Genomic DNA, 25,931 nt, shown 5'->3' with positions numbered 1-25,931 from the left:
CTGCTCTAGACGTCCATCTCGATCAACACCCGGCGCAGCAGCTTGCCGGTGGTGTTGCGCGGCAGCTCGTCGATGAACACCACGTCGCGGGGGACCTTGTGCCGGGCCAGATTATTCTTGACAAACGCCTTGATCTCGTCAGCGTCCTGTGCGGCGCCCGGCTGCGACACGATGAAAGCCCTTAGGCGCTTTCCCCATTCGACGTCGTCGACGCCGACCACGGCCGCGTCGTACACGTCATCGCGCTCGGCCAGCAGTTCTTCGACTTCCTGAGGGAACACGTTCTCGCCGCCGGAGACGATCATGTCGTCGTCACGTCCGTCGACGAACAACAGCCCGTGCTCGTCGAAGTGCCCCATGTCGCCGCTGGACATGTAGCCGTCGATGATCTGCTTGGTCCGGCCGTCGGTGTATCCGGCGAATGGGGCGCCGTTGCGGACGAAGATGCGGCCGCGCTTGTTGTTTCCCTTGATACGACGGTCGTTTTCGTCGTACAGCACCACCTCGCACGTCACCGGCGCCCGTCCGGCGGTGCCCGGGGCGAGACGCAGTTCGGCCGGCGTGGCCACGCTGGCGATGGCGCATTCGGTCGAGCCGTACAAGTTGTGGAGCACGTCGCCGAAGGTGTCCTGGACCCGGTTGGACAACTCCGGGCTCAACGCCGATCCGGCGATCAGGATCGTCGTCAGCGACGAGGTGTCGTACTTACCGATGATGTCGGGCCCCAGTTCGACGATCCGGTGCAGCATCGTCGGCACCGCGACGAGCATCTGGGCCTTGTGCTCGGCGATCAGCTGCAGGGTTCGCTCGGCGTTGAATCGCCGGGCGGTCACGACCTTGTTCCCCAAGGCGGCGCCGACGGTGTACGTAGCCCACCCCGTACTGTGGAAGATCGGCGAGACGATCACCATGGTTCCCTTGCGCGGGAACGGAATTCGGTCGATGATCTGCGCCGTGGCCAACGGAGACACCGAGCTGCGGGGCGCGCCCTTCGGCAGGCCCGTCGTCCCGCTGGTGAGGATGACCGAGCCACCCGCCTTGCTCGGCGGCGGCAGCGGTTCGGTGGTGTTGGCCGCAACGATCGCGTCGAGTGTCTGTGCCGACTCGGGCACGTCATGGCCCTCGTCATGGCCCTCGTCCACCCAGGTCAGCACTCGCGGCATGTCCGCGGGCAGGGCGTCGAGCAGTCCGAGGAACTCACTGTCGTGCAGCACCACCTTGACGCCTTCGCGCTCGCAGACCTCGGCGAACTGCGGCTTGGCGAAACCGGTGTTCATCAACACCAGTCGGGCCCCGAGCTTTCCGCACGCCACCATGGCCAGGATCAGGCCACGATGGTCGCGGCACAGCAGCCCGACCACGGAGCCTTCTGTCACGCCCAGGCTCTGAAGACCGCGGGCCAGGGCCCAGGACTGGTTGTCGATCTGTCGGTAGGTCAGCGTGCCGCGTTCATCGACCAGCGCCGGCAGGCCCGCGTACTTGCGTCCGCCCTGGATGGCCATGGTCGCCTGCGGGCCGAACAACGGCGCGTTCTTGGCGGTCTCGATCATGACCCCGGGTTTGGTCAGATCCAGAAAGCCGGTCTCATACAGCCTGCGCACGGCCTGCGCGGACTCCGCAAGCCGGTCCAGTTTCTGCCGGACTTCACCGATGACGTCGATCACCAATACCTCCCGAAGGTTGAGGCGTGGTCGGCCCCACACGCTGGCACGTTAGCCGGTTCGGCGCCGCGAGGGCATCACTACGTCAGGTCGGGCCGGCCGTAAATGCCGCGGCACCACCCACTCAAGCTGTGCAAAACATCACATGAGCAGGCATTTGTCGGTTGGCGCGCACGCGTGGGACCGCCCTCGTGGGGAATTCCGTAAAGGACGCCCGGCCGGGCGTAAAGAAGGCGTCAAGATCGGCGGAAGCCCTCTCCGACGGGTCGATGCTGACGTGGTCGCCGAGGGCCGGCGACGCGGTTACGTGTGGGAGAACCCATGTCTGTAGTGGTGTTCGTGGTGCTGACGGTGGCGATCTTCGCCCTGTTCGGCGTGATCCAGAAGGTGGTCGAGCGCCTGTGAACTTCGCCAACGCCATCGGCCTGGTGCTGTGTCTGGTGATCGCACTGTTCCTGGTCGCCGCGCTGCTGTTTCCGGAGCGGTTCTAGTGAGCCCCACCGCCGCGGGAATCGCGTTCCTGCTGTCCCTGATCGTCGCCCTCGCCGCGGTGCATGTGCCGTTGGGCGACTACATGTTCCGCGTGTACACATCTGAAAAGCATTCGCGCGTAGAACGTCTCATCTACAAGGCGATCGGCGCTGATCCCGAGGCGGAACAGAACTGGGGCGCCTACGCCCGCAGTGCGCTCGCTTTCTCGGCCGTCTCCCTGCTGTTCCTGTTCGTCTTCCAGCTGGTTCAGGGCGTGCTGCCGCTGCATCTGAACAACCCGGCCACGCCGATGACGGCCGACCTGGCCTGGAACACCGCTGTCAGCTTCGTCACCAACACCAACTGGCAGGCCTATTCGGGTGAGACCACCCAGGGTCACCTGGTGCAGATGGCCGGCCTGTCAGTGCAGAACTTCGTCTCGGCTGCGGTCGGCATGGCCGTGGCCGTGGCACTGGTCCGCGGGTTCGCCCGCCGGCACGCCGGCGAGCTGGGCAACTTCTGGGTCGACCTGGTGCGCGGCACCATCCGAATCCTGTTGCCGCTCGCGGTGATTGCCGCGGTGATCCTGGTCGCCGGCGGTGCCATCCAGAACTTCCACCTGCACGACCAGATTGCCAACACCCTGGCCGGTGCACAGCAGACGCTCACCGGCGGTCCCGTGGCCAGCCAGGAAGTGATCAAGGAGCTGGGCACCAACGGCGGCGGTTTCTTCAACGCCAACTCGGCGCACCCGTTCGAGAACCCGACAGCCTGGACCGACTGGGTGGAAATCTTTCTGCTGCTGGTGATCTCGTTCTCGCTGCCGCGCACCTTTGGCCGCATGGTCGACAGCCGCAAGCAGGGTTACGCGATCGTCGCGGTCATGGCGACGCTGGCCGTCATCAGCTGCAGCCTCATGCTGCTGTTCCAGAACCAGCACCACGGCACCGTGCCCACCGCCATCGGCGCGTCCATGGAAGGCGTGGAACAGCGCTTCGGCGTCGCCAATTCGGCGGTCTTCGCCACCGCAACCACCCTGACCTCGACCGGTGCGGTGAACTCGTTCCACGACTCGTACACGTCCCTGGGCGGCATGATGACGATGTTCAACATGCAGCTCGGTGAGGTCGCGCCGGGTGGTACCGGGTCCGGCCTGTACGGCATGCTGATCCTCGCGGTGATCACGGTGTTCGTGGCGGGCCTCATGGTTGGGCGCACGCCCGAATACCTGGGGAAGAAGGTCACCCCGCGAGAGATCAAGCTGGCCGCAAGCTATTTCCTGGTCACGCCGCTGATCGTGTTGACCGGCACCGCTTTTGCCATGGCTCTGCCGGGTGAACGTGCAGCGATGCTCAATGCCGGCCCGCACGGTCTGTCCGAAGTGCTGTACGCCTTCACCTCGGCCGCCAACAACAACGGCTCGGCGTTCGCGGGTCTGTCTGTCAACACCGTTTGGTACAACACGGCTTTGGGCCTGGCGATGCTGATCGGCCGCTTCCTGCCGATGATCCTCGTGCTCGCGCTGGCCGGTTCCCTGGCCAAGCAGGGCAGCACGCCCCCGTCCATCGGCACCTTGCCCACGCACCGCCCCCAGTTCGTCGGCATGGTCGCCGGCGTGACGCTGATCCTGGTCGCCCTGACCTTCCTGCCGGCGCTGGCGCTCGGCCCCCTTGCTGAAGGAATTCACTGATGTCCGATACCGCGGTAAAGGGCGGCCTGCTCGACCCGAAGATGCTGTGGAAGTCCATGCCGGACGCCCTGCGCAAGCTGGACCCCCGCACCTTGTGGCGCAACCCGGTGATGTTCATCGTCGAGGTCGGCGCCGTCTGGTCGACGGTCCTGGCCGTGCTGAACTCCAGCTGGTTCGCCTGGCTGATCGTGTTCTGGCTCTGGCTGACAGTCGTTTTCGCCAACCTCGCCGAAGCAGTCGCCGAGGGACGCGGCAAGGCCCAGGCCGCTAGCCTGCGAAAAACCAAGTCCGACACCATGGCCCGCAAGCTGGTCGGGTGGGCGCCGGGCAGTGCCGGTACCGAAGAGGAGATCGCCGCTCCCCTGCTGCAGCAGGGCGACATCGTCGTGGTCGAGGCCGGGCAGGTCATCCCCGGTGACGGTGATGTCGTGGAAGGCATTGCCTCCGTGGATGAGTCGGCGATCACCGGCGAATCGGCGCCCGTCATCCGGGAGTCCGGTGGCGACCGGTCAGCTGTCACCGGCGGCACCACGGTGCTGTCCGACCGCATCGTCGTGCAGATCACCCAGAAACCCGGCGAGAGCTTCGTCGACCGCATGATCGCCCTCGTCGAAGGCGCCAACCGGCAGAAGACCCCCAACGAGATCGCACTCAACATCCTGCTGGCCGCGCTGACGATCATCTTCGTGTTCGCGGTCGCGACGCTGCAGCCGCTGGCCATCTACTCGAAGGCGGGCAACCCGGGCGTGCCCGACACCGAGGCGCTCGACGGCTTCGGCGTCACCGGCATAGTGATGGTCTCACTGCTGGTGTGCTTGATTCCCACCACAATCGGCGCGCTGCTGTCCGCCATCGGCATCGCCGGCATGGACCGCCTGGTGCAGCGCAACGTGCTCGCCATGTCGGGCCGGGCGGTCGAGGCAGCAGGTGACGTCAACACGCTGCTGCTCGACAAGACCGGCACCATCACGCTCGGCAACCGGCAGGCCGCGGGCTTCATCCCGGTGCCCGGAGTGACCGCCGAACAACTCGCCGACGCGGCGCAGCTGTCCAGCCTCGCCGACGAGACCCCTGAGGGCCGGTCGATCGTGGTGTACGCCAAGCAGGCTCACGGCCTGCGGGCCCGCACACCGGGCGAACTGACCGACGCCACATGGGTTGAGTTCACCGCCCTGACGCGCATGTCCGGCGTCGATCTGCACGACGGCCAGAAGCTCCGCAAAGGCGCTGCCAACTCTGTCGCGGAATGGATTCGGGGACACGGTGGCACCGTGCCCATCGAGTTGGGCGAGATCGTCGACGGCATCTCCGCGGCGGGTGGCACCCCGCTGGTGGTGGGCCGCATCCAGGACGAGAAGGCCGAAGTGCTCGGCGTCATCCATCTCAAGGACGTCGTCAAGCAGGGCATGCGCGAGCGGTTCGACGAGATGCGCAAGATGGGCATCCGCACGGTCATGATCACCGGCGATAATCCGTTGACCGCCAAGGCGATTGCCGACGAGGCCGGAGTCGACGACTTCCTGGCCGAGGCCACGCCCGAGGACAAGCTGGCGCTGATCAAGAAGGAACAGGCCGGCGGCAAGCTGGTCGCGATGACCGGTGACGGCACCAACGACGCGCCCGCGCTGGCGCAGGCCGACGTCGGCGTCGCGATGAACACCGGCACCTCGGCGGCCAAAGAGGCCGGCAACATGGTCGACCTCGACTCGGACCCGACCAAGCTCATCGAGATCGTCGAGATCGGCAAGCAGCTGCTGATCACCCGTGGCGCGCTGACCACGTTCTCGATCGCCAACGACATCGCGAAGTACTTCGCGATCATCCCGGCGATGTTCGTGGCCCTGTTCCCCGGCCTGGATCTGCTGAACGTCATGCGGCTGCACAGCCCGCAGTCGGCGATCCTGTCGGCGGTGATCTTCAACGCCCTTGTCATCATTGCGCTGATCCCACTGTCGTTGCGCGGTGTCCGGTACACCCCCAGCAGCGCGTCAAAGCTCTTGAGCCGCAACCTGTACGTCTATGGCCTGGGCGGCATCATCGCCCCGTTCATCGGCATCAAACTCATCGACCTGCTCATCCAGTTCACCCCGGGGATGTCTTAATCATGAACATCGGCAACCTGATTCGCGTCCACAGTGCCGCGCTGCGCGCGCTGCTGGTCCTGACCGTCATCACCGGTCTGGCCTACCCGGTGCTCGTCTGGGCCATCGCCCAGCTGCCCGGACTCAAGGACAACGCCGACGGATCGCTCGTCACCGTCGACGGCAAGGTGGTCGGCAGCTCGCTGATCGGCCAGCTGTTCACCGACGCCAAAGGCAATGCGCTGCCGCAGTATTTCCAGAGCCGGCCGTCCAATGCCGGCACGGGATACGACCCGATGGCCAGCGGTGCCGGCAACCTCGGCCCGGAGAGCATCGTCGATGTCGGCGGCAAGCCGAGCCTGCTGACCCAGGTCTGCACCCGCAGCTACGCCGTCGCCGAAACCGAAGGCCTCGACCACACCGCCGGTGCCCGTCCGTTCTGCACCGCCGACGGTGTGGGCGCGGTGCTGTCGGTGATCGGCCCCCGCGATGCCACCGGCAGCGTCACGCACCCCACCAAGGTGGTCAGCGTCAACCAGCCGTGCGCCACCACCAAGGCGCCGTTCCTCGCGACATACGAGGGCGTGCACATCGAATGCGCCACGGACGGGGCCGATTACAGCACCGGTCAGATCGTGGCCGTCCGCGGCGCGGCGCCCGCCGACCCGCAGGTGCCGGCCGATGCCGTCACCGCCAGCGGTAGTGGCCTGGACCCGGACATCTCCGTCGACTACGCCGATCTTCAGGTCGACCGGGTCGCGAAGGCCCGGCACCTTTCGGCCGACCAGGTCCGGACCCTGGTGCGCGACAACACCACCGGCCGCGCCCTCGGCTTCCTGGGTGAGCCGCGAGTCAACGTCCTGCAGCTGAATCTCGCGTTGGACCAGCAGCACCCAGCACGTATTGGATGATGGGAGACATGGGAACGCCGGACAAGCGGGGCGAACTACGCATCTACCTGGGTGCGGCCCCCGGCGTGGGCAAAACCTTCTCGATGCTCGGCGAGGCGCACCGCCGGCTCGAGCGCGGCACCGACGTGGTCGCGGCCGTGGTGGAGACGCACGGCCGCAAGAAGACGGCCGAGGCGCTGGCCGGCATCGAACGCATCCCGCCGCGGTTCATCGACTACCGCGGCGGGACGTTCGCCGAACTGGACGTGCCGGCCGTACTGGCGCGCCACCCCGAGGTGGTGCTGGTCGACGAACTGGCCCACAGCAATACACCCGGCAGCAAGAACGCCAAGCGCTGGCAGGACGTCGAAGAGCTGCTCGACGCCGGAATCACCGTCATCTCCACGGTGAACGTCCAGCACCTGGAAAGCCTGAACGACGTCGTCGCCCAGATCACCGGCATCGAGCAGCAGGAGACGGTGCCGGACTCCGTGGTGCGCAGCGCCGCCCAGATCGAACTGGTCGACATCACCCCGGAAGCATTGCGGCGCAGGCTTTCTCACGGCAACGTCTATGCGCCGGAACGTGTCGACGCGGCGCTGTCCAACTACTTCCGGCAGGGCAACCTCACTGCCCTGCGCGAACTGGCGCTGTTGTGGCTGGCCGACCAGGTCGATGCCGCCCTCGCCAAATACCGCGCCGAGCACAATATTTCGGACACGTGGGAGGCGCGCGAACGCGTCGTCGTGGCAGTGACGGGCGGCCCTGAATCGGAGACCTTGGTCCGGCGGGCGTCACGCATCGCCTCGAAATCCAGCGCCGAACTGATGGTGGTGCACGTCGTCCGCGGCGACGGCCTGACGGGCGTCTCCGCCCCGCAGATGGGCAAGGTGCGCGAGCTGACGGCCAGCCTCGGAGCCACGCTGCACACCGTCGTCGGCGGCAGTGACGGTGACGTGCCCAGTGCCCTGCTGGATTTCGCGCGCGAGATGAACGCCACCCAGCTGGTGCTGGGCACGTCGCGACGGTCGCGGTGGGCCCGGCTCTTCGACGAGGGCATCGGCGCCAAGACCGTGCAGAACTCCGGGAAGATCGACGTGCACATGGTCACCCATGAGCAGTCGCAACCCGGCTGGTCGTGGTCGACGGCGACCCGCGGGCAGCGGCACCTGGCGTCGTGGCTCGCCGCGCTCGTCGTGCCCAGCATCATCACCGCCATCACCTCGCTTCTGGATCCGTTCCTCCATGTCGGCGGCGAGAGCGCGATCTTCTTCATCGGTGTGCTGATCGTCGCGCTGCTCGGTGGCGTCGCACCGGCCGCCTTGTCCGCCGTGCTGTCCGGGCTGCTGCTCAACTACTTCTTCGTCGCTCCGCGGTACAGCTTCACCATCGCCGACCCCGACAGCGCACTGACCATCGTGGTGCTGTTCGCGGTCGCGGTCGCCGTCGCGGCGCTGGTCGACGGCGCCGCCAAACGGTCCCGGGAAGCCCGGCACGCCTCCCAGGAGGCCGAGCTGCTGGCCCTGTTCGCCGGCAGCGTGTTGCGCGGCGCCGACCTGACGACGCTGCTGGAACGTGTCCGAGAGACGTACGCGCAACGGGCCGTCAGCCTCCTGCACGAGGAGGACGGCATCGTCGCGTGCGTCGGCAAAGACCCCTGTGTGACAGTCGATTCCGCCGACACCGCCATCGAGGTCACCGACGACGAATACTGGCTGCTGATGGCCGGCCGCAAGACCGAGGCCCGCGACCGCCGGGTGCTCGGCGCCGTCGCCCGGCAGGCAGCCGGTCTGGTCCGGCAGCGGGCACTGGCAGAGGAAGCCGGCCGCGCCGAGGCGCTGGCCAAAGCCGACGAACTGCGCCGCTCGCTGCTGAGTGCCGTCAGCCACGACCTGCGCACGCCGCTCGCCGCTGCGAAGGCCGCCGTGTCGAGCCTGCGCAGCGAGGACGTCGGCTTCTCCCCCGAGGACACCGCCGAACTGCTGGCCACCGTCGAGGAGTCCGTCGACCAGCTGACCGCTTTGGTGGGCAATCTGCTGGACTCGTCGCGGCTGGCCGCCGGCGTGGTGAAGCCGGAGCTGCGGCGCGTGTACATGGAAGAGGTCGTGCAGCGGGCACTGCTCGGAATCAGCCGGGGGGCAACCGGTTACGGCCACCGCGGGCTCGACCGGGTGAAGGTCGAGGTGGGCGACGCCGTCGCACTGGCCGACGCAGGGCTGCTCGAGCGGGTGCTGGTCAATCTGATCGACAACGCGTTGCGCTACTCCGCGGGCAGCGTGGTGCGCGTGAACGCCGGACAGGTCGGCGAGCGGGTGCTCATCACCATCGTCGACGAGGGGCCCGGTATTCCGCGCGGCGCCGAGGAGCAACTGTTCGCGCCGTTCCAGCGGCTCGGTGACCATGACAACAGCACCGGTGTGGGACTTGGACTTTCGGTGGCCCGCGGTTTTGTCGAAGCGATGGGTGGCACCATCTCGGCCACCGACACCCCCGGCGGCGGACTGACCGTCGTGGTGGACCTGGCAGCCGCCGGAAAGGATCGGGCGTGACACGGGTTCTGGTCATCGACGACGAACCACAGATTCTGCGGGCGTTGCGCATCAACCTGTCGGTGCGCGGATACGACGTCACCGTGGCCGCCACCGGGGCCGAGGCCCTGAAGGCCGCCGCCGAGCACAAACCCGACGTGGTGATCCTCGATCTCGGCCTGCCCGACATGTCCGGCATCGACGTACTGGCCGGGCTGCGGGGCTGGCTCACCGCGCCCGTCATCGTGCTGTCCGCGCGCACCGACTCGATGGACAAGGTCGAAGCCCTCGACGCCGGCGCCGACGACTACGTCACCAAGCCGTTCGGCATGGACGAGTTCCTGGCCCGGCTGCGCGCCGCGGTCCGGCGCGCAGCGGCGGCATCCGAGACCGACGAGCCCGTCGTCGAAACATCCTCGTTCACCGTCGATTTGGCCGCCAAGCGGGTGACCCGGAGCGGGGTTGAGGTGCATCTGACCCCGACGGAGTGGGGCATGTTGGAGATGCTGGTGCGCAACCGCGGCAAGCTGGTCGGCCGCGAAGAGCTGCTCAAGGAAGTGTGGGGTCCGGCCTATGCCAAGGAGACCCACTACCTGCGCGTGTACCTGGCTCAGCTGCGACGCAAGCTCGAGGTCGACCCGTCACACCCCAAGCACCTGCTGACCGAGGCCGGGATGGGGTATCGCTTCCAGGAGTAGGTCGTCGAGTGTTGGGTTGTCGTCGAGGATTCGCGGATCTTTGGCACACAGCCCAACGCTCGACGGACGGGCTGAATCCAACGCATTCAGGCCTGCAGTTCATCCCCGATGGTTAGCCATCCTAGATATGTGGTACGTCACACCGATCGACCGGAATCGCAGGTCACCCGTTCGGCTTATACCAGGCAACTGGTACTTCAAGGGACGGGGAAAACAACATGAGCGCCATTCGTAACGCGGCCGGCAAGGTGGCATTGACCGCCGTGGCCGCCTTCACGATCATCGCCGGCGCCATCGCCGGCCCGGTCGCCACGGCCAACGCCGCCGACGACTCCTGTGCCAACGTCGAGGTCGTCTTCGCCCGCGGCACTTTCGAAGGCCCTGGCGTCGGTGCCACCGGCCAGGCCTTCGTCGACGCACTGAACGCCCGGATGCCCGGACGCAACATCGACGCCTACGGCGTGAACTACCCGGCTTCGCTGGACTTCGGCGCAGCCGCCGACGGCGTCGCCGACGCCACCAACCGCATCGAGTCCATCGCCGCCTCGTGCCCCGCCACCAAGATCGTCATCGGCGGCTACTCGCAGGGCGCCGCCGTCGCCGGCTACAGCACCATGAGCAGCGTCCCCGCCGGATTCGTCCTGCCCGCCGGCATCTCCGGCCCGATGCCCGCCTCGGTCGCCTCGCACGTCGCCGCCGTCGTCCTGTTCGGCACCCCGAGCCCGTTCGTGCTGAGCGTCGCCGACCGCAGCGCCCCCGCCATCAACATCGGCAGCGCCTACGCCGGCAAGACCATCCAGCTGTGCGCCCCCGGCGACCCGATCTGCGGCGGCGGCCTGGATCGCTCCGCCCACAGCGCCTACAAGTTCAACGGCATGGCCAACCAGGCCGCGGACTTCGTCGCCCGTCAGCTGGGTGCGCCCGCCGCTCCGGCCGCCCCGATCGTCCAGGCGTCGGACGACACAGCCAACTGAATCACCCCCTGCCGACGGCCGGAAGTCAGTCTCACGAGGGACTGGTTCCGGCCGTCGGTATGTCACGACACGGTCCAGGCGCCTACGCCGAACGTGGCGCTCACGGCCCGAATTTTCGCGCGCGTCACCGCGCTGGTCGTCACCCTCGGCGTCGCGCCGGTCTCTCCCGCAACCTTCACTCCGCCCCGCGACCGAACTATGGTGAAGTAGTCATATCTCGATAAGCCGAGACAACAGGGGTGATCAGTAATGAAGGTTTCCACCAAGAACGTGTCGACCTGTGGCTGTCAGTGCAACGCCTGCCGCGACGGACACCACTGCCACAACCGCCCGAACTGCAAGGTCTAAGCAGCAATCTCGATCGTCGACCGTGGGGGTTGACGCGGGATTTCGATTTCCCGCGTAAACCCCCACGCTCGGCGTCAGACCGATAAAGCGATGCCGTCCAGGATGTCGTGCTCGCTGACCACCAATTCTGTAATGCCCGCCCGCTGACCGAATTCACGGGCCAATTCCTCGACGACCACCGCACCGCCGCCGATCACCGGCACTCGGCCCGGGTGCATGGGGCCGAGCTCGGCACGTTGCGCCCGCGGCATCGCGATCAGCTCGTCACACACCTTGACGACATCCGGAATCCCGATGCGGGACAGGTGAATTACCTCGGAGTCGTACTCCGGCAGCCCCAGCGCCAGTGCGGCAACCGTGGTGAACGTGCCGGCCACGCCGACCCACGTCGCAGCCCCTTCGATGGGCACGACAGCCAACGCCTCGGCCAATTTTTCGCGAACCACGGCACGCGCTGCGGCCACTTCGTCGGCCGTGGGCGGATCGGACTGCAAGCAGCGCTCGGTAAGCCGCACGCAGCCGATGTTGGCCGAGAAACTGGCCACGACATCCGCGACGGCAGCGCCGGACCCGCCGAGCACCACCTCGGTCGAGCCACCGCCCAGGTCGACGACGACGAAAGGCCCTGTGGCCGAGTCCAATTCGCCGACAGCACCGCGGAACGACAGCGCGGCTTCCTCGGTTCCCGTGATCACCTCGGCCACTGCACCCGGCATCACCCGGCCCAATTGCCGTGCCGTCATGGCGAAGAACTCGTCGCGGTTTCCGGCGTCGCGGGCCGCTGAGGTCGCCACCATCCGCACCTTGGTCACGTCGTGCGCCAGCATCGTCTCGACATAGTCGGCCAGTGCCGCTTCGGTGCGGGCGAGCGCGGCGGGCGCGAATTCGCCTGTGGCGTCGACACCTTCACCGAGCGTGACGATCCGCATCTCGCGGTGCACGTCCCGCAGCCGGCCATCGACGACGTCCGCGATGAGCAGACGGATCGAGTTGGTACCGCAGTCAACAGCGGCGACCCGCGAACTCACACCCACACCTTCGGATCCAGAATCCCGGCCATCGCCGGTTCGACTGCCAACAATGCCAGCGCCTCGTCACCAAAGGGGTTGAGGCCCGGGCCTTTTGCCAAGGAATGCGCCATCACCACGTGCAGGCACTTCACGCGGTCCGGCATTCCGCCGCCGGAGAACGTCGTCCCCAGCGACTCGATGGCGTCCCGCTCAGCGAGGAACGATTCGTGCGCACGCAGATACGCCGCGCGCAACTCTTCGGAAGCCTGCAGACGCTCGGTCATCTCCCGCATCAGACCCGACGACTCCAGCCGACTGGCGGCAGCCGTCAGCGCCGGATGCGTCAGGTAATACAAAGTGGGAAAAGGGGTCCCGTCGGGCAGCCGCGGCGCGGTCATGACCACACCGGGCTCGCCGTTGGGGCAGCGGTAGGCGATCTCCAGGACACCGCGCGGCTCCCGCCCCAGTTGGGCCGCAACGGCTTCGAGATCAGCAGCGTCAACCACCGGGCGGCGCCTGAGGTGCGGGCACATCGGTCGGGGGCACGTCAGTGTCCGGGGTGACCCCGTCCGGGCCAGGCGGGACCACGGCCGGAGCCGGCGTCAGTCCGTGCGGCTGATCGGCAATGGTGTGCCACAGCGCGGTGTACCAGGGCTGGTTACTCTTGGCGGTGGGCGACGGCGCCGGCGCGACGGGGGTCGTAACGGCACCGGGAGGCAGTTGCACCTGATACGGGATATCCCCCGGCATCACGAAGCCCAACCGCTCACGGGCCTGCGCGGCGATGTACACCGGGTCGGCCAGCTTCACCTTCTGCTGCTCCAAATTGGCTATCTGCGAACGTAATTGGGATTCAGCAGCGGCCAGCTGCTGCATCTCGGTGCGCTGGGCGAAGAACGTGCGCACCGGTCCGGCGATGGTCAGGGTCAGCACGCACACCACGACGGCGAGAATCGCCGCCCGCCGCGCCGCTGACCCCAGCCGCTGCTCGGCATGGTGCTCGACCGACTCCGCATACGCCTGACGGATGGGCTCGGTGACCGGAACCGGCAGATTGTCCGGGACCCGCCGCGGCTCGGCCTTGGGCCGGTTACCCGCCTTGGCGGCCGACGTGCCGGCCCCGGCACGCCCCCGCTTCGCCTCGCCGGGCTTGGCGGGACGAGAGGCGGGGGAACGCCGTTTGGGATCGGCCATATCGGAAGGTCAGACCCGCGAAACTACTTGGCTTCCACCGCGAAACGCGGGAAGGCCAGGTCGCCGGCGTAGCGCGCGGCGTCGCCGAGGGTCTCCTCGATGCGCAGCAGCTGGTTGTACTTGGCGACGCGCTCGCTGCGGGCCGGGGCACCGGTCTTGATCTGGCCGCAGCTGCAGGCGACGGCCAGGTCGGCGATGGTGGTGTCCTCGGTCTCGCCACTGCGGTGGCTCATCATCGACTTGTAGCCGGCGGCGTGCGCCAGGGCGACAGCGTCCAAAGTCTCGGTGAGCGTGCCGATCTGGTTGACCTTCACCAGCAGCGCGTTGGCAGCACCCTTCTCGATGCCCTCTTCCAGACGCTCCGGGTTGGTGACGAACAGGTCGTCGCCGACGAGCTGGACGCGGTCACCGATCGCGGTGGTCAGCGCCACCCAGCCCTCCCAGTCGTCCTCCGACAGCGGGTCCTCGATGGACACCAGCGGGAACGCATCCAGCAGCGAGGCGTAGAACGCTGCCATTTCCTCGGCGGTGCGGGTCTGCTTCTCGAAGGCGTAACCCGTGCCGTCCGTGTAGAACTCGGTGGCCGCGACATCGAGCGCCAGGGCCACGTCGCTGCCCAGCTTCAGGCCGGTGGCGTCGATGGCGGTGCTGATCAGTTCGAGCGCGGCGTGGGTGCCGGCGACGTCGGGCGCGAAACCACCCTCGTCACCGAGGCCCGTCGCCAGGCCCTGCTTCTTCAGCACCGACTTGAGCGAGTGGTAGACCTCGGCGCCCCAGCGCAGCGACTCCTTGAAGGTCGGCGCACCGATGGGGGCGACCATGAACTCCTGGACGTCGACGCCGGTGTCGGCGTGGGCGCCGCCGTTGAGGATGTTCATCATCGGCACCGGCAGGATGTGGGCGTTCGGGCCACCGATGTAGCGGAACAGCGGCAGGCCGGCGGAGTCGGCAGCGGCCTTGGCCACGGCCAGGGAGACGCCCAGGATGGCGTTGGCGCCGAGGCGCGACTTGTCCGGGGTGCCGTCCAGGTCCAGCAGCGCCTGGTCGATGATGCGCTGGTCGTCGGCAGCCTGGCCGATGACCGCGGGAGCGATCTCGTCGAGCACGGCCTCGACGGCCTTCTCGACGCCCTTGCCGAGGTAGCGGGGGCCGCCGTCGCGCAGCTCGACGGCCTCGTGCTCACCGGTCGACGCACCCGACGGCACCGCCGCGCGGGCGAAGGTTCCGTCGGTCAGAGCGACCTCGACCTCGACCGTCGGATTTCCCCGGGAGTCGAGAATCTCGCGGGCTCCGACCTGTTCGATGATTGGCACTTGGGTCTCCCTTTGGCGTCACGGACTCGTGCGAACGCCCATCAGCCTAAACGGTGCCCGTAGTAGAAGTGCGGCAGCTACCGGTACCTATCGCTACTTATCTCTGGTGCCCGTTCGCGTACGCCGTCGCCCAGTCCCGCACGGCGCGGGCGTAGTCGTCCGACATGTTGTAGGCGTGCAGCGCGTCCATCCAGCCGTGCGGACTGGACAGATCCTTGCCGCGGTAGCAGAGGTAGCCCGCCGCCGACAGCGCAGCGTCGTCGATGTTGTCGGGGCTGGCGAAGCCGGTGTTGTTTGCGTCGACGCCGTACAACCGCCACGTGTCCGGGATGAACTGCATGGGCCCCATGGCGCGGTCGACGGCGCCGTCGCTGTCCATGCTTCCCGAGTCGGAATCCGGAATCCGCAGGTTGTTCATGGTGCCGTCGAGTGGCACGCCGCGGATCGGGGGCGTGACGTCGCCGTTCGGGGCGATGGTCGCGCCGCGGTAGGTGCCGTGGTGGCTCTCGACCATCCCGATGCCGGCCAGCGTCGTCCACGCGATGTGGCACTTGGGGTTCTCGACCTCGGCAACGCGCGCGGCGTACCCGTAGGCCTCGAGCGCCATGACCGGAATGCCCAGCGGCGGAGCCAGATGCTCGGCCCAATCACGCAACTGGTCGGCGCCCCGACCCTTCACATGGGTGTTGATAGGGGGCACGGGAGGACCCGCCGGCGGCGGCACTCCGCGCAGGTAGCCGGGCTGGAAGGAGCAGCTCGAGGCCATCAGAACCGCCGTTGCGGCGACGACAGCGGTTACCCGCAGCAGACGCGCTCGCAACACTGCCACTCCCCCATGCACTGAGATTCTCGACGGATTCGTCGTCACGCCATCGTCGCATGCCGAGCTGAGTGCCCCCGGGAGCGCGAGCTTTCCGACATGAAGCTACGACCGTCGTCGATCCGCTGATAAGGTTGGCTTGCCTTCCTTTGGCAAGGCAAACCTGAGTGACTATATAGACTATCTAAGGATTGCGGATGACCACCACTTTCGCGGTCTCGACATCGCTGGTAGCCGCTGGGCCCGGCATTTCCTCACAGCTTTTTGGCAGCTTGCTGATCGGCCTCCGTGAAGGCCTCGAAACTGCGATCGTCGTCACCATCCTCATCGCGTTCCTCGTGAAATCCGACCGCCGCGACGCCCTCAAATGGGTCTGGCTCGGAGTCGCCGGCGCCATCGCGATGACCATCGGCGTCTTCCTCTCCATCCAGCTCAGCGAGAACACCATCTCCGGACTCGCAGCTGAAGCCATCGCCGGTGTCGCCTCCCTGGTAGCGGTGATCATCGTCACCACCATGGTGCTGTGGATGCGCAAAGCCGCCGCGACCATCTCCGGTGAGCTGCGCAGCGACATGGCGCGCGCCCTGGAGACCGGCGGCTGGGCCGTCGCCACACTGGCCTTCCTGGCCGTCGGTCGCGAAGGCGTCGAAACGGCACTGTTCATGGTGGGTTACGCCAACGCCTCGACCGCATGGCCGCTGGCCGGACTCGTGATCGGCCTGCTCATCGCCGTCGTCTTCGCCTACGGCATGTACGCCGGCGCCGTGCGCATCAACCTGGCCAAGTTCTTCAAGTACACCGGCGCCTTCCTGGTCGTCGTCGCCGCGGGCATCCTGTCGTACGCCATCCACGCCCTGCAGACCGTCGGCTGGCTGCCCGGACTGGGTGTGAAGGCCTTCGACATGACCGGCGCCTTCAACTGGTCCTCGTGGTACGGCCAGGTGATCCAGGGCGTCTTCAACATCAGCCCCGCCCCCTCGATCCTGCAGTTCGTCTGCTGGCTGGCCTACCTCGCGGTCGTCCTGACGCTGTTCCTGCGACCCGTCGCAGCCAAACCCACCCCTGCTGCCACCCTCGAAAGGTCCGCTTCGTGAATCTCGCTGCTCTGAACGTCAAGACCGGTCTGGCTGCTTCGGCTGCCCTACTCGCCGGCCTGACCGCGGTCTCCGCGTGCACCTCCAAGTCGGACGAGAACAAGTCCGCCTCCGGCGAGATCACGGTGACCGCCTCCGACGACGCCTGCAAGCTGTCGGCGACGTCGGCCAAGACGGGCCCGAGCACGTTCGTCGTCACCAACAACGGCACCAAGGTCACCGAGTTCTACGTCTACGGCCCGGGCGACAAGGTGATGGGCGAGATCGAGAACGTCTCCCCCGGCCTGCAGCGCAAGCTGATCGTGCAGCTGCCCGAAGCCGGCACCTACAAGACCGCGTGCAAGCCCGGCATGGTCGGCGACGGCATCCGTGGTGACTTCACCGTCACCGGTGACACCGTCAAGATCGACGACACCGGCAAGTTCAAGGAGGCCGCGGACTTCTACAAGAAGTACGTCGTCGAGCAGACCACCGCGCTGGTGCCCGCCACCGAGGCATTCGCCGCCGCGGTGAAGAAGGGTGACGTCGCCGGAGCCAAGGCGCTGTACCCGAAGGCCCGCACCTACTACGAGCGCATCGAGCCGGTCGCCGAGTCGTTCCCGGACGACCTGGACCCGCGCATCGACCTGCGTGAAGCCGACGTGAAACCCGGCGACAAGTGGACCGGCTTCCACGTCCTGGAGAAGCAGCTCTGGGTCACCGGCCTGCAGCCCGATGCGAACGCCCTGGCCGACCAGTTGGTCAAGGACGTCAAGGAACTCGACGCGGGCGTCAAGGATCCGAAATGGACCATCGACTCCACCAAGATCGCCGGTGGCGCGCAGGAACTGCTGGACGAGATCGCCAAGACCAAGATCACCGGCGAAGAAGACATCTTCAGCCACACCGACCTGTGGGACATCCAGGCCAACATCGAGGGCTCGCGGACCGCGGTCGGCTCGGTCGACCCGATTCTCGACGAGCGCAACCCCAGCCTGGGCAAAGAGGTCGACGAGGCCTTCGAGAAGGTGCAGAAGCTGCTGGACAAGTGGCGCCAGGGCGACGGCTTCATCTCCTACGACAAGGTGACCGAGCCTGAGCGGCAAGAACTTTCGCGTGCCGTCGATGCCCTGAGCAAGGAGGTCAGCGAGGTGCAGGGTGTCATCGCCAAGCAGTGAGCCCCAGCCTGACGCCGCTGCGCCGGCCGTGACCGAGCAGAGCGGACACGGCGGGCTCAGCCGACGCAAACTGTTCGGCGCGGCCGGGGTGACGGCCGCCGTGGTCGGCGCCGCCGCCACCGGCGCGCTGGCCGGCCGCTCATCCGCGGCCGTGGTGGAGGACAGCCTGAGCAAGCCGGTGCCATTCCGCGGCACACACCAGGCGGGCATCGTCACCGCCGCGCAGGACCGGATGCACTTCGCGACCTTCGACGTCACGACGGACAAGAAGTCCGACGTGATCGCGATGCTCAAGCAGTGGACCGAGATGGCCGAACGCATGACGCTCGGCCACGAGGCCGTCCCGCACGGGGCCATCGGCCTGAACCCCTACGCTCCGCCCGCCGATACCGGTGAGGCCCTTGGCCTTTCGGCCTCCGCGCTGACACTGACCATCGGCTTCGGCCCGGGCTTCTTCCGCAAGGACGGCAAGGACCGGTTCGGCATCGATGCGCAACGGCCGGCACATCTGGTGGACCTGCCCAAGTTCCGCAACGAAAAGCTGGACCCGGCCCGCTGCGGCGGCGACATCGTCGTGCAGGCCTGCGCCAACGACCCGCAGGTCGCGGTGCACGCCATTCGCAACCTGGCGCGCGTCGGCTTCGGCACCGTCGCGGTGCGGTACTCACAGCTCGGGTTCGGCCGCACCTCGTCGACGACGGTCACTCAGTCCACGCCCCGAAACCTGTTCGGGTTCAAGGACGGAACGAACAACCTGAAGGCCGAGGACACGGCGGCCATCGACAAGCACGTCTGGGTCGCGGGTGGCGACGGACCGGCCTGGATGACGGGCGGGTCGTACCTGATCAGCCGACGCATCCGGATGCTCATCGAATCCTGGGACCGCACGGTGCTGGCGGAGCAGGAGCGGGTCATCGGGCGGCAGAAGGGCAACGGCGCACCCAACGGGTACACCGACGAATTCACCCCACTGGACTTCGACAGCAAGGGTGCCGACGGCGAACCGATGGTCGCCCTCGACTCACACGTACGGTTGGCCTCCCCCGAGGCCAACAAGGGGGCGCAGATTCTGCGCCGCGGCTACAACTTCACCGACGGCTCAGACGGTTTCGGCCATCTGGACGCCGGCCTGTTCTTCATCGCGTTCGTCCGCAACCCGGCCGAATCGTTCATCCCGATGCAGCGGTCGTTGTCCGACAACGACGCCCTCAACGAATACATCACGCACACCGGCAGCGGCATCTTTGCCTGCCCGCCGGGTGTGCGTGATGGTTCGTCGGATTACTGGGGTTCGACGCTCTTCGGCTGAGCGTCGGCCTGGTCCGCGGTGCGGTAGCGGTTGTAGAACACGAACGCCGCGACCGCGGCCGCAGCACCGATCACGCCCCACAGCGCGATCTGGAAGACCAGCGATCCGAACAGGAAGTCGTAGGCCAGCGTCAGGTACAGCGACCAGGCGACGCGGTAGCCCGACCAGAAGGCCAGCAGGCCGGTGCTGATCGCGATGATCAGGCTCTGCTGGCGGTCGAAGCGGTTGACGTGCTGTTCGATTGCGGCGGGGAGCTTCACGGTGTTTCCTTTCGTTGGACGCTCGTTGTCGGCGTCGTTGGAGCAATCACACCGGGGCGGCTCGGCTACCGATCCCAAGTTCCGGGCCCGCCGCCGACGCGAGTGTGCGCACAGATCGCAGATCCGGCGGCTGAGGCGCGCTAGCTGCACATTCGCGGTCGAGCTCGCGCGGAGTCAACCGGCGCGGCCCGAGGTGTTCCGCCAGCGCAGCGGCGGGGCACCGAACCGCCGGCTGAAGGCCCGGCTGAACCCGGCCTCCGAGGTGTAGCCCACTGCCGCAGCGACGCCGGCCACGGACGTAGCGTCCGTCCGTAACAGCTGAGCCGCCCGGTCGAGTCGACGATCGATCAGGTAACCCGCGGGCGGCCGCCCCAGCAGCCGGGTGAAGCGCTCGGCGAAGGCGGTCCGCGACAGGTTGGCCATCGCCGCGAGTTCGGCGACCGACCACGGCCGCGCCAGATCCTGATGAATGGCCGAAAGGACTTGGCCCAGTATCGGATCCAACGCCGCCGTCAACCATCCGGGCGGCGCCGAGGCGTCCCGCGACCAGGCCCGCAGCGTGTGGATGAACAGCAGATCCAGGATGCGCGAGATCATCACCGCCGACCCCGGCTGCGGCCCGGCGACCTCCGCCACCAGCAACCGCAGGCTGACCTCCAACCACTCACGGTCCTCGCCCCGCCCGGACACCACGATGGCCGCGGGCAGCACCGACAGCAGCGGGTCAGCCACAGCATCGTCGACGAGGAACGTCCCCGTCACCCACCGCGCGGCGTCGCCGACGGACTGGAGCCGGTGGCGATCGCCTCGCGCGAGCAGCACCAGATCACCGTCGCTCAAAATGATCGGCGGCCCGCCACCGGCCAAGCGCAGCCGGAGGTTGCCGTGCTCGACGATGTGCAGGAGGCGCCGGCCGGGTACCTCGATGTTGAACGGCGCGGATCCGGGCGCGTAACGGACGACGGTCTGCCCGCGCAGCCGGACGGTGTCGAGGATCTCGGAGAACGCATCGACCGTCGAGTCCGGTGAATTGGCAAAGTTTGACGCGGAATCGGTCATTGAACTTGCCTCATCGTCCAAATAGTGTCACCCACATGACCGAAAAGCCAACAGTTGTCCTGGTACACGGATTTTGGGGCGGTGCGGCCCACTGGGCCAACGTGATCGTCGAACTGAACCGCCGCGGTTACACGTCGCTGCGCGCGGTGGAGAACCCACTGACGTCGCTGGCCGACGACGCCGAGCGCACCCGCAAGATGGTCAGTCAGGTCGACGGCCCCGTCGTCCTGGTCGGCCACTCGTATGGAGGCGCCGTCATCACCGAGGCCGGAGACCTGCCCAACGTCACGGCCCTGGTGTACATCGCGGCCTTCGCGCCCGATGCCGGCGAGAGCCCGGGCGGGATCACGCAGGAGATGCCGCCCGCGGCGGCCGCCAACCTGGCGCCCGATTCCGACGGCTACCTCTGGGTCCTCCAGGATAAGTTCCACGAGAGCTTCTGCCAGGACCTGTCCGACGATGACGCGCTCGTCATGGCCGTGACCCAAAAGGCCCCACTGGCATCGACTTTCGGTGACACGGTGACCGCACCGGCGTGGCGCGTCAAGCCGTCGTGGTACCAGGTCTCCACACAGGACCGGATGATCCACCCGGACAACGAACGCCGCATGGCGCAGCGGATCAACCCACGCAAGATCATCGAACTGGACGCCAGCCACGCGTCGCTGGCTTCACAGGCAGCGGCCGTGGCCGACCTGATCGACGAGGCCGCGACTCAGTCGGCCTGAACCGGCCAGTGTTCCCGCCACTCATCCTCTGACACGGCGCCCAGCGGCGCCGCGTCCAACTCCACCGCCACTTCGTCGCCGCGGCGGGCGGCGACGATGCGGCGCTCGGTCGCCCGCACCGTGTCGATGAATTCGAGAGCCACTGTGCGCAAGGCACTTTCGGCGTCGACACCGAGTTCCAGGGTCACCGAGGTGAGTCCGGCCGGCAGCAGATCGGCGGGCAACCCGGCCGTGCCGGTCCGTTCGATCAGCTTCTGCGCCAGCGCCAGCGCGGGCAGCGCCGTCGGCACCTCGTCCATGCACGACGTCCGCGCCGCTTTCTCGAGCGCCTTACGCTCTTCCCACTGCGCGATCTGGTCTTCCAGCGAAATCTCTTGTCCGGCAAGCACTGCCGGCACCCGGTTGCCCAGTTTGCGGATCAGGGTATCGGCCACGTCGTCGATACCGAACGGGTGCAGCGGCGCGTCTTCGGCGATGCGCGCGTGAAACAGCACCTGCAGCAACACATCTCCGAGTTCCTCGCGGACGTCGTCGGCGTTGCCGCCCCGGACCGCGTCGAACAACTCGTAGGTCTCCTCCAGCAGGTAGCGACGCAACGAGTCGTGGGTCTGCTCGCTCTCCCACGGACCGTTGGTGCGCAGCTTGTCCATCATCGTGACGGCGTCGATGAGCCGCTCCCCGGGCTGCGAACCGTCTGCCGCGATCAGCCGCTCGCCGGCGGCGAGCCGGGCCCGAACCTGCGGGTGCTCCGGATCCGACGACAACAGCACCGGCGCCGGATTGTCGGTGTCCCCGTAGGACGGCCGGCCCGACGGTAGCGACCACGGCACCTTGACCGGCAGTTCCTCGGTGTATTGGACGTCGCCGGTGAGCAGGACCAGCGCGTCGATCGGCATCAGCGAGGGACGGCGCGGATCGACCAGGACGACCGTCATGCGCGATCCGCCTCTCCCACCGCACTACCTCCCAAGTCGGTGATATCAACTTCACCGGCCGCTTTCCCGTCGAGCACCAGCAGCAAACCGGCCACCGCACGCGCCAGTTCGAGGTCGCGGATGCGCGGTGCACCGACCCCGGCACCGGCCCGCGGAATCGGGATCTGCACCGTCGATGTCGTCGCCCGATATGTGGCGCCCGGATACATCCTCTTGAGCCGCAGTTGCCCCGAGTCCAGGAGTGTCAGCGGCGTCAGGCGGATGGTCGAATCCGAGATTGCGGATACCTCGGTGACGCCGTACTCGCGGCACAGCAGCCGCAACCGAGCCACGGCGACCAACCGCTGCGCGGGTTCGGGCAGCGGTCCGTAGCGGTCCACCAGCTCCTCGACCACGGACGCCACGGCGGCATGATCGGACGCCGCAGCCAACCGGCGGTAGGCCTCCAGCCGCAGCCGGTCGCTGCCGATGTAGTCCGGCGGCAGATGCGCGTCGATCGGCAGGTCGACCCGCACCTCCTTCGGTTCCTCCACGGCGGCAATGGTTTTGCCGTCCACCGCGGCCCGGTAGGCCTCGACGGCCTCACCGACCAGCCGGACGTACAGATCGAAGCCGACGCCCGCGACGTGCCCGGACTGTTCGACACCGAGCACGTTGCCCGCGCCGCGAATCTCGAGGTCCTTCATCGCGACGGCCATGCCGGCACCCAGGTCGTTGTTCTGCGCGATGGTGGCCAGCCGGTCGTGCGCGGTCTCGGTGAGCGGCACCTCGGGCGGGTACAGGAAATACGCGTAGCCACGCTCGCGGCTGCGGCCGACGCGGCCCCGCAGCTGGTGCAGCTGCGACAGGCCGAAGGTGTCGGCGCGCTCTACGATCAGCGTGTTGGCGTTCGAAATGTCAAGGCCTGTCTCGACAATCGTGGTGCACACCAGGATGTCGTACTCGCGATTCCAGAAGCCCTCGACGGTCTTCTCGAGCATCTCCTCGGGCATCTGCCCGTGCGCCACGACAACTCGCGCCTCGGGCACCAGCTGCCGTACCCGCGCGGCCGCGCTGTCGATCGACTTCACCCGGTTGTGGATGTAGAACGCCTGCCCGTCACGCAGCAGTTCGCGCCGCAGGGCCGCGGCGACCTGTTTGTCGTCATGCGGCCCAACGTAAGTCAGCACGGGGAAGCGTTCCTCGGGCGGCGTCAGGATCGTCGACATCTCCCGGATGCCGGCCAGGCTCATCTCCAACGTTCGCGGGATCGGGGTGGCGCTCATGGTCAGCACGTCGACGTGGGTGCGCATCGATTTGATGTGCTCTTTGTGCTCGACGCCGAACCGCTGTTCCTCGTCGACGATCACCAGGCCGAGGTCTTTCCAGGTGACGCCGGTCGCCAGCAGCCGGTGCGTGCCGATGACCACGTCGACCGAGCCGTCCTTCAAACCCTCGATCACCAAACGAGATTCGGCCGGATCGGTGAACCGCGACAGCCCCTTGACCGTCACCGGGAAACCGGCCATGCGTGCGGTGAAGGTCTGCAGGTGCTGGTCGGCCAGCAGCGTCGTCGGCACCAGCACTGCGACCTGCTTACCGTCCTGTACGGCCTTGAACGCCGCGCGGACCGCGATCTCGGTCTTGCCGTAGCCGACGTCACCGCAGATGACCCGGTCCATCGGGACCGGCTTTTCCATGTCGGCCTTGACCTCGGTGATGGCGGTCAACTGGTCCATGGTCTCGGTGAAGCCGAACGCGTCCTCCATCTCGGCCTGCCACGGGGTGTCCGGCGCGAAAGCATGCCCCGGCGCGGACTGCCGCTTGGCGTACAGCGACACCAATTCGCCGGCAATCTCACGAACCGCCTTGCGCGCCTTGGTCTTCGTGTTGGTCCAGTCGCTGCCGCCGAGCCGGCTCAGCGTGGGCTCGGTGCCGCCGACGTAGCGCGACAGCTGATCCAGCGAGTCCATCGGCACGTACAGCCGGTCGGAACCGCCACCGCGTTTGGCCGACGCGTACTCCAGCACCAGGTACTCACGGCGGGCGCCACCGACCACGCGTTCGGTCATCTCGACGAACTTGCCGATGCCGTGCTGGTCGTGCACCACCAGGTCGCCGGCCGTCAACGCCAAGGGGTCGACGACGTTACGCCGTTTGGCGGCAAGCCTTTTCCCCTCGGTGACCGTGGCCCGGTTACCCGTCAGGTCGGTCTCGGTGATGACCACGAGATTGACGCCGGGCAGAATCAGACCGTCATGCAGCGGACCCTTGATGACGCCGACGACTCCGGCCTTGGGCGCCGCACCGGGCTCCAACATCGTTGCGGCGACATCGGATTCACTCAGCTGCTCGACCACGCGGTGCGCGGTACCGGTACCGGGGGTGACCACCGCGGCGAGCCCGCCGGTGGCGATGTGCGCGCGCAGCATCGCGAAAATCTCTTCGAGGCTCTGCTGGCTGCGGGCCGACGGCGCCGGCCGGATGTCCACTTCGAGCGCCGTCTCGTTGGCCAGCTGGCTGAGCGTCCACCACGGGTGACCGCCGGCGGCCGCGGATTCCCGAACCTCCGCGAAGTCCCGGAATCCCGAACCACCAAGCTGCTCAACGTCAATCGGCGCGTCGCCGCCCACGGCGGCCACCGACCACGAGGCCTCCAAGAATTCGCGACCCGTCTTGATCAGATCGGCCGCGCGGGTGCGGACCTTCTCCGGATCGCAGATCAGCAGCGGCGCACCGGCCGGCAGCCGGTCGGTGAGCAGCGCCAGTTCGCCGGGGCGCAGCACCGGCAGCAGCGCTTCCATGCCGTCGACGGGAATGCCCTCGGCGAGCTTGGCCATCATGTCGGCGACGCTGCCGGTGACCTGGTTGTCGCTGCTCGGCAGGCCCGCGCCGATTTCCGCCGCACGCTCGCGGACGTCGTCGGTCAGCAACAGTTCGCGGCACGGCATCGCGATCACCGTCTCGATGGCGATCTCGGGGATGGACCGCTGGTCGGCCACCGAGAACATGCGCATCTCGGTGACTTCGTCACCCCAGAACTCGATACGGACCGGGTGCTCGGCGGTCGGCGTGAAGACGTCGAGAATGCCTCCGCGGACGGCGAATTCGCCGCGCTTGCCGACCATGTCGACGCGCGTGTAGGCGAGCTCGACCAGCCGCGCGACGGTGTCGTCGAAGTCGGCTTCGCCGCCGATGGTCAGCGTCACCGGCTCGGCGTCCGTGAGCCCGCCGGCCAGCGGCTGCAGCAGCGACCGCGCCGTGGTGACCACCACGCGCAGCGGCGGACCGAGCCGGGCGTCGTCGGGCAGGGCCAGCCGGCGCAGCACCGTCAACCGGGCGCCGACGGTGTCGACACCGGGCGAGAGCCGCTCGTGCGGCAGCGTCTCCCACGACGGGAACAGCGCCACGGCGTCGCCGTGCACGGCCCGCAGTTCGGCGGTGAGATCGTCGGCCTCGCGGCCGGTGGCGGTGACGACCAGCACCGGGCCGGCGGCAGCCAGCGCCGCCGCGACCGGGAGGCGGGCGCTGACCGGGCCCACCAGCGCCTGCTCGGCGACGCCTTCAGCGGCCTGCCGCGTCAGTTCCTGCAGGCCAGGATCGGTGAGTGCGAGTTGGACGAGCCCCGCCAACGGGGTTTGGATCGATTGCTGCCCCGGGGAGGTCATGATGCCCCCGATTGTAGTTCGCAGGACTTCGTCAAGATTGGGCAGCGTCCCGTCAAGGGATCGT

22 protein-coding genes are annotated in these 25,931 nt (G+C 67.6%); 12 read left to right on the top strand and 10 right to left on the bottom strand.

The genetic code is table 11. The annotated features are described in order from the left end of the window. Positions 1-5: 5 nt before the first annotated feature. Entirely contained in the window at positions 6-1,664 is a 1,659-nt protein-coding gene (locus EB75_RS05215) for an acyl-CoA synthetase (protein WP_073694431.1), read from the bottom strand. 306 nt (positions 1,665-1,970) lie between these two features. On the opposite strand from EB75_RS05215, the gene EB75_RS28670 reads away from it, so the two are divergent. The 8 genes from EB75_RS28670 (at position 1,971) to EB75_RS05180 (ending at position 10,993) form a co-directional block, all read left to right on the top strand. Beyond that, positions 1,971-2,066, top strand: coding sequence for a potassium-transporting ATPase (locus tag EB75_RS28670; protein ID WP_286150084.1), 96 nt, complete (start codon positions 1,971-1,973; stop codon positions 2,064-2,066). Continuing rightward, positions 2,063-2,152 (top strand): potassium-transporting ATPase subunit F, encoded by a 90-nt coding sequence (locus EB75_RS28665; protein WP_142239428.1) that lies wholly within the window; start codon positions 2,063-2,065, stop codon positions 2,150-2,152. Before EB75_RS28670 ends, EB75_RS28665 begins: the two co-directional genes overlap by 4 nt. After that, a complete protein-coding gene (gene kdpA, locus EB75_RS05205; protein WP_073694409.1) occupies positions 2,152-3,822 on the top strand; it encodes a potassium-transporting ATPase subunit KdpA in 1,671 nt (556 codons plus the stop codon). The genes EB75_RS28665 and kdpA overlap by 1 nt, the downstream gene beginning before the upstream one ends. Continuing rightward, positions 3,822-5,924: a potassium-transporting ATPase subunit KdpB gene (kdpB, locus tag EB75_RS05200; protein ID WP_073694408.1), complete on the top strand. Its 2,103-nt coding sequence runs from the start codon at positions 3,822-3,824 to the stop codon at positions 5,922-5,924. Before kdpA ends, kdpB begins: the two co-directional genes overlap by 1 nt. A 2-nt stretch (positions 5,925-5,926) precedes the next feature. Further along, positions 5,927-6,814, top strand: a complete 888-nt coding sequence (locus tag EB75_RS05195) for a potassium-transporting ATPase subunit C (protein WP_073694407.1) — start codon at positions 5,927-5,929, stop codon at positions 6,812-6,814. Beyond that, positions 6,814-9,342, top strand: a complete 2,529-nt coding sequence (locus EB75_RS05190) for a DUF4118 domain-containing protein (RefSeq protein WP_073694406.1) — start codon at positions 6,814-6,816, stop codon at positions 9,340-9,342. Before EB75_RS05195 ends, EB75_RS05190 begins: the two co-directional genes overlap by 1 nt. Next, positions 9,339-10,019: a response regulator gene (locus tag EB75_RS05185; RefSeq protein ID WP_073694405.1), complete on the top strand. Its 681-nt coding sequence runs from the start codon at positions 9,339-9,341 to the stop codon at positions 10,017-10,019. The genes EB75_RS05190 and EB75_RS05185 overlap by 4 nt, the downstream gene beginning before the upstream one ends. 218 nt (positions 10,020-10,237) lie before the next feature. Then, entirely contained in the window at positions 10,238-10,993 is a 756-nt protein-coding gene (locus tag EB75_RS05180) for a cutinase family protein (RefSeq protein WP_073694404.1), read from the top strand. A 422-nt stretch (positions 10,994-11,415) separates the two neighbouring features. Here the strand turns inward: EB75_RS05180 and EB75_RS05175 are convergent, their stop codons facing one another. The 5 genes from EB75_RS05175 to EB75_RS05155 form a co-directional block, all read right to left on the bottom strand. Further along, positions 11,416-12,375 (bottom strand): Ppx/GppA phosphatase family protein, encoded by a 960-nt coding sequence (locus EB75_RS05175; RefSeq protein ID WP_073694403.1) that lies wholly within the window; start codon positions 12,373-12,375, stop codon positions 11,416-11,418. Further along, the gene (locus EB75_RS05170) at positions 12,366-12,857 is read right to left on the bottom strand and encodes a DUF501 domain-containing protein (RefSeq protein ID WP_073694402.1); all 492 of its coding nucleotides are present in this window, start codon (positions 12,855-12,857) and stop codon (positions 12,366-12,368) included. The genes EB75_RS05175 and EB75_RS05170 overlap by 10 nt, the downstream gene beginning before the upstream one ends. After that, positions 12,850-13,545, bottom strand: a complete 696-nt coding sequence (locus EB75_RS05165; protein ID WP_073694401.1) for an FtsB family cell division protein — start codon at positions 13,543-13,545, stop codon at positions 12,850-12,852. The genes EB75_RS05170 and EB75_RS05165 overlap by 8 nt, the downstream gene beginning before the upstream one ends. A gap of 23 nt (positions 13,546-13,568) precedes the next feature. After that, positions 13,569-14,858, bottom strand: coding sequence for a phosphopyruvate hydratase (gene eno, locus EB75_RS05160; RefSeq protein ID WP_073694400.1), 1,290 nt, complete (start codon positions 14,856-14,858; stop codon positions 13,569-13,571). Positions 14,859-14,955: 97 nt separating this feature from the next. Beyond that, positions 14,956-15,624, bottom strand: coding sequence for a lytic transglycosylase domain-containing protein (locus EB75_RS05155; RefSeq protein WP_502689338.1), 669 nt, complete (start codon positions 15,622-15,624; stop codon positions 14,956-14,958). Between the two features lie 251 nt (positions 15,625-15,875). Between EB75_RS05155 and efeU the strand changes: the two genes are divergently transcribed. The 3 genes from efeU to efeB are packed head-to-tail and all read left to right on the top strand — an operon-like array spanning position 15,876 to position 19,238. After that, positions 15,876-16,772: an iron uptake transporter permease EfeU gene (gene efeU / locus EB75_RS05150; RefSeq protein WP_073694398.1), complete on the top strand. Its 897-nt coding sequence runs from the start codon at positions 15,876-15,878 to the stop codon at positions 16,770-16,772. After that, positions 16,769-17,929 (top strand): iron uptake system protein EfeO, encoded by a 1,161-nt coding sequence (gene efeO, locus EB75_RS05145; protein ID WP_083611978.1) that lies wholly within the window; start codon positions 16,769-16,771, stop codon positions 17,927-17,929. Before efeU ends, efeO begins: the two co-directional genes overlap by 4 nt. Further along, entirely contained in the window at positions 17,910-19,238 is a 1,329-nt protein-coding gene (gene efeB, locus EB75_RS05140; RefSeq protein WP_142239427.1) for an iron uptake transporter deferrochelatase/peroxidase subunit, read from the top strand. The genes efeO and efeB overlap by 20 nt, the downstream gene beginning before the upstream one ends. Here efeB and EB75_RS05135 read toward each other — a convergent pair. Together EB75_RS05135 and EB75_RS05130 are read right to left on the bottom strand one after the other, a co-directional pair. After that, the gene (locus EB75_RS05135; RefSeq protein ID WP_073694396.1) at positions 19,211-19,498 is read right to left on the bottom strand and encodes a hypothetical protein; all 288 of its coding nucleotides are present in this window, start codon (positions 19,496-19,498) and stop codon (positions 19,211-19,213) included. The genes efeB and EB75_RS05135 overlap by 28 nt on opposite strands. Positions 19,499-19,672: 174 nt before the next feature. Further along, on the bottom strand, positions 19,673-20,557 hold the full coding sequence (locus tag EB75_RS05130) for an AraC family transcriptional regulator (protein WP_073694395.1): 885 nt from the start codon (positions 20,555-20,557) through the stop codon (positions 19,673-19,675). 35 nt (positions 20,558-20,592) lie between these two features. Between EB75_RS05130 and EB75_RS05125 the strand changes: the two genes are divergently transcribed. Continuing rightward, positions 20,593-21,285 carry an alpha/beta hydrolase gene (locus EB75_RS05125; RefSeq protein WP_073694394.1) on the top strand — a complete coding sequence of 231 codons (693 nt, stop codon included), beginning with the start codon at positions 20,593-20,595 and terminating at the stop codon, positions 21,283-21,285. On the opposite strand, the gene EB75_RS05120 is transcribed toward EB75_RS05125, so the two are convergent. Next, a complete protein-coding gene (locus EB75_RS05120) occupies positions 21,273-22,220 on the bottom strand; it encodes a nucleoside triphosphate pyrophosphohydrolase (RefSeq protein ID WP_073694393.1) in 948 nt (315 codons plus the stop codon). The genes EB75_RS05125 and EB75_RS05120 overlap by 13 nt on opposite strands. Continuing rightward, positions 22,217-25,867 carry a transcription-repair coupling factor gene (gene mfd, locus EB75_RS05115; RefSeq protein ID WP_073694392.1) on the bottom strand — a complete coding sequence of 1,217 codons (3,651 nt, stop codon included), beginning with the start codon at positions 25,865-25,867 and terminating at the stop codon, positions 22,217-22,219. The genes EB75_RS05120 and mfd overlap by 4 nt, the downstream gene beginning before the upstream one ends. Positions 25,868-25,931: the final 64 nt, after the last annotated feature.

This window comes from Mycobacterium sp. ST-F2 (assembly GCF_001905655.1).
Classification (GTDB): Bacteria; Actinomycetota; Actinomycetes; order Mycobacteriales; family Mycobacteriaceae; genus Mycobacterium.
This window is presented reverse-complemented; position numbering and strand designations above follow the sequence as displayed.

Excerpts from the sequence above, each read along its gene's own strand:
- kdpB (WP_073694408.1), top strand. The coding sequence starts at position 3,822 with ATGTCCGATACCGCGGTAAAGGGCGGCCTGCTCGACCCGAAGATGCTG.
- EB75_RS05195 (WP_073694407.1), top strand. The coding sequence starts at position 5,927 with ATGAACATCGGCAACCTGATTCGCGTCCACAGTGCCGCGCTGCGCGCG.
- EB75_RS05190 (WP_073694406.1), top strand. The coding sequence starts at position 6,814 with ATGGGAGACATGGGAACGCCGGACAAGCGGGGCGAACTACGCATCTAC.
- EB75_RS05180 (WP_073694404.1), top strand. The coding sequence starts at position 10,238 with ATGAGCGCCATTCGTAACGCGGCCGGCAAGGTGGCATTGACCGCCGTG.
- EB75_RS05165 (WP_073694401.1), bottom strand. The coding sequence starts at position 13,545 with ATGGCCGATCCCAAACGGCGTTCCCCCGCCTCTCGTCCCGCCAAGCCC.
- EB75_RS05155 (WP_502689338.1), bottom strand. The coding sequence starts at position 15,624 with ATGGCCTCGAGCTGCTCCTTCCAGCCCGGCTACCTGCGCGGAGTGCCG.
- efeU (WP_073694398.1), top strand. The coding sequence starts at position 15,876 with ATGACCACCACTTTCGCGGTCTCGACATCGCTGGTAGCCGCTGGGCCC.
- EB75_RS05130 (WP_073694395.1), bottom strand. The coding sequence starts at position 20,557 with ATGACCGATTCCGCGTCAAACTTTGCCAATTCACCGGACTCGACGGTC.
- EB75_RS05125 (WP_073694394.1), top strand. The coding sequence starts at position 20,593 with ATGACCGAAAAGCCAACAGTTGTCCTGGTACACGGATTTTGGGGCGGT.
- EB75_RS05120 (WP_073694393.1), bottom strand. The coding sequence starts at position 22,220 with ATGACGGTCGTCCTGGTCGATCCGCGCCGTCCCTCGCTGATGCCGATC.
- mfd (WP_073694392.1), bottom strand. The coding sequence starts at position 25,867 with ATGACCTCCCCGGGGCAGCAATCGATCCAAACCCCGTTGGCGGGGCTC.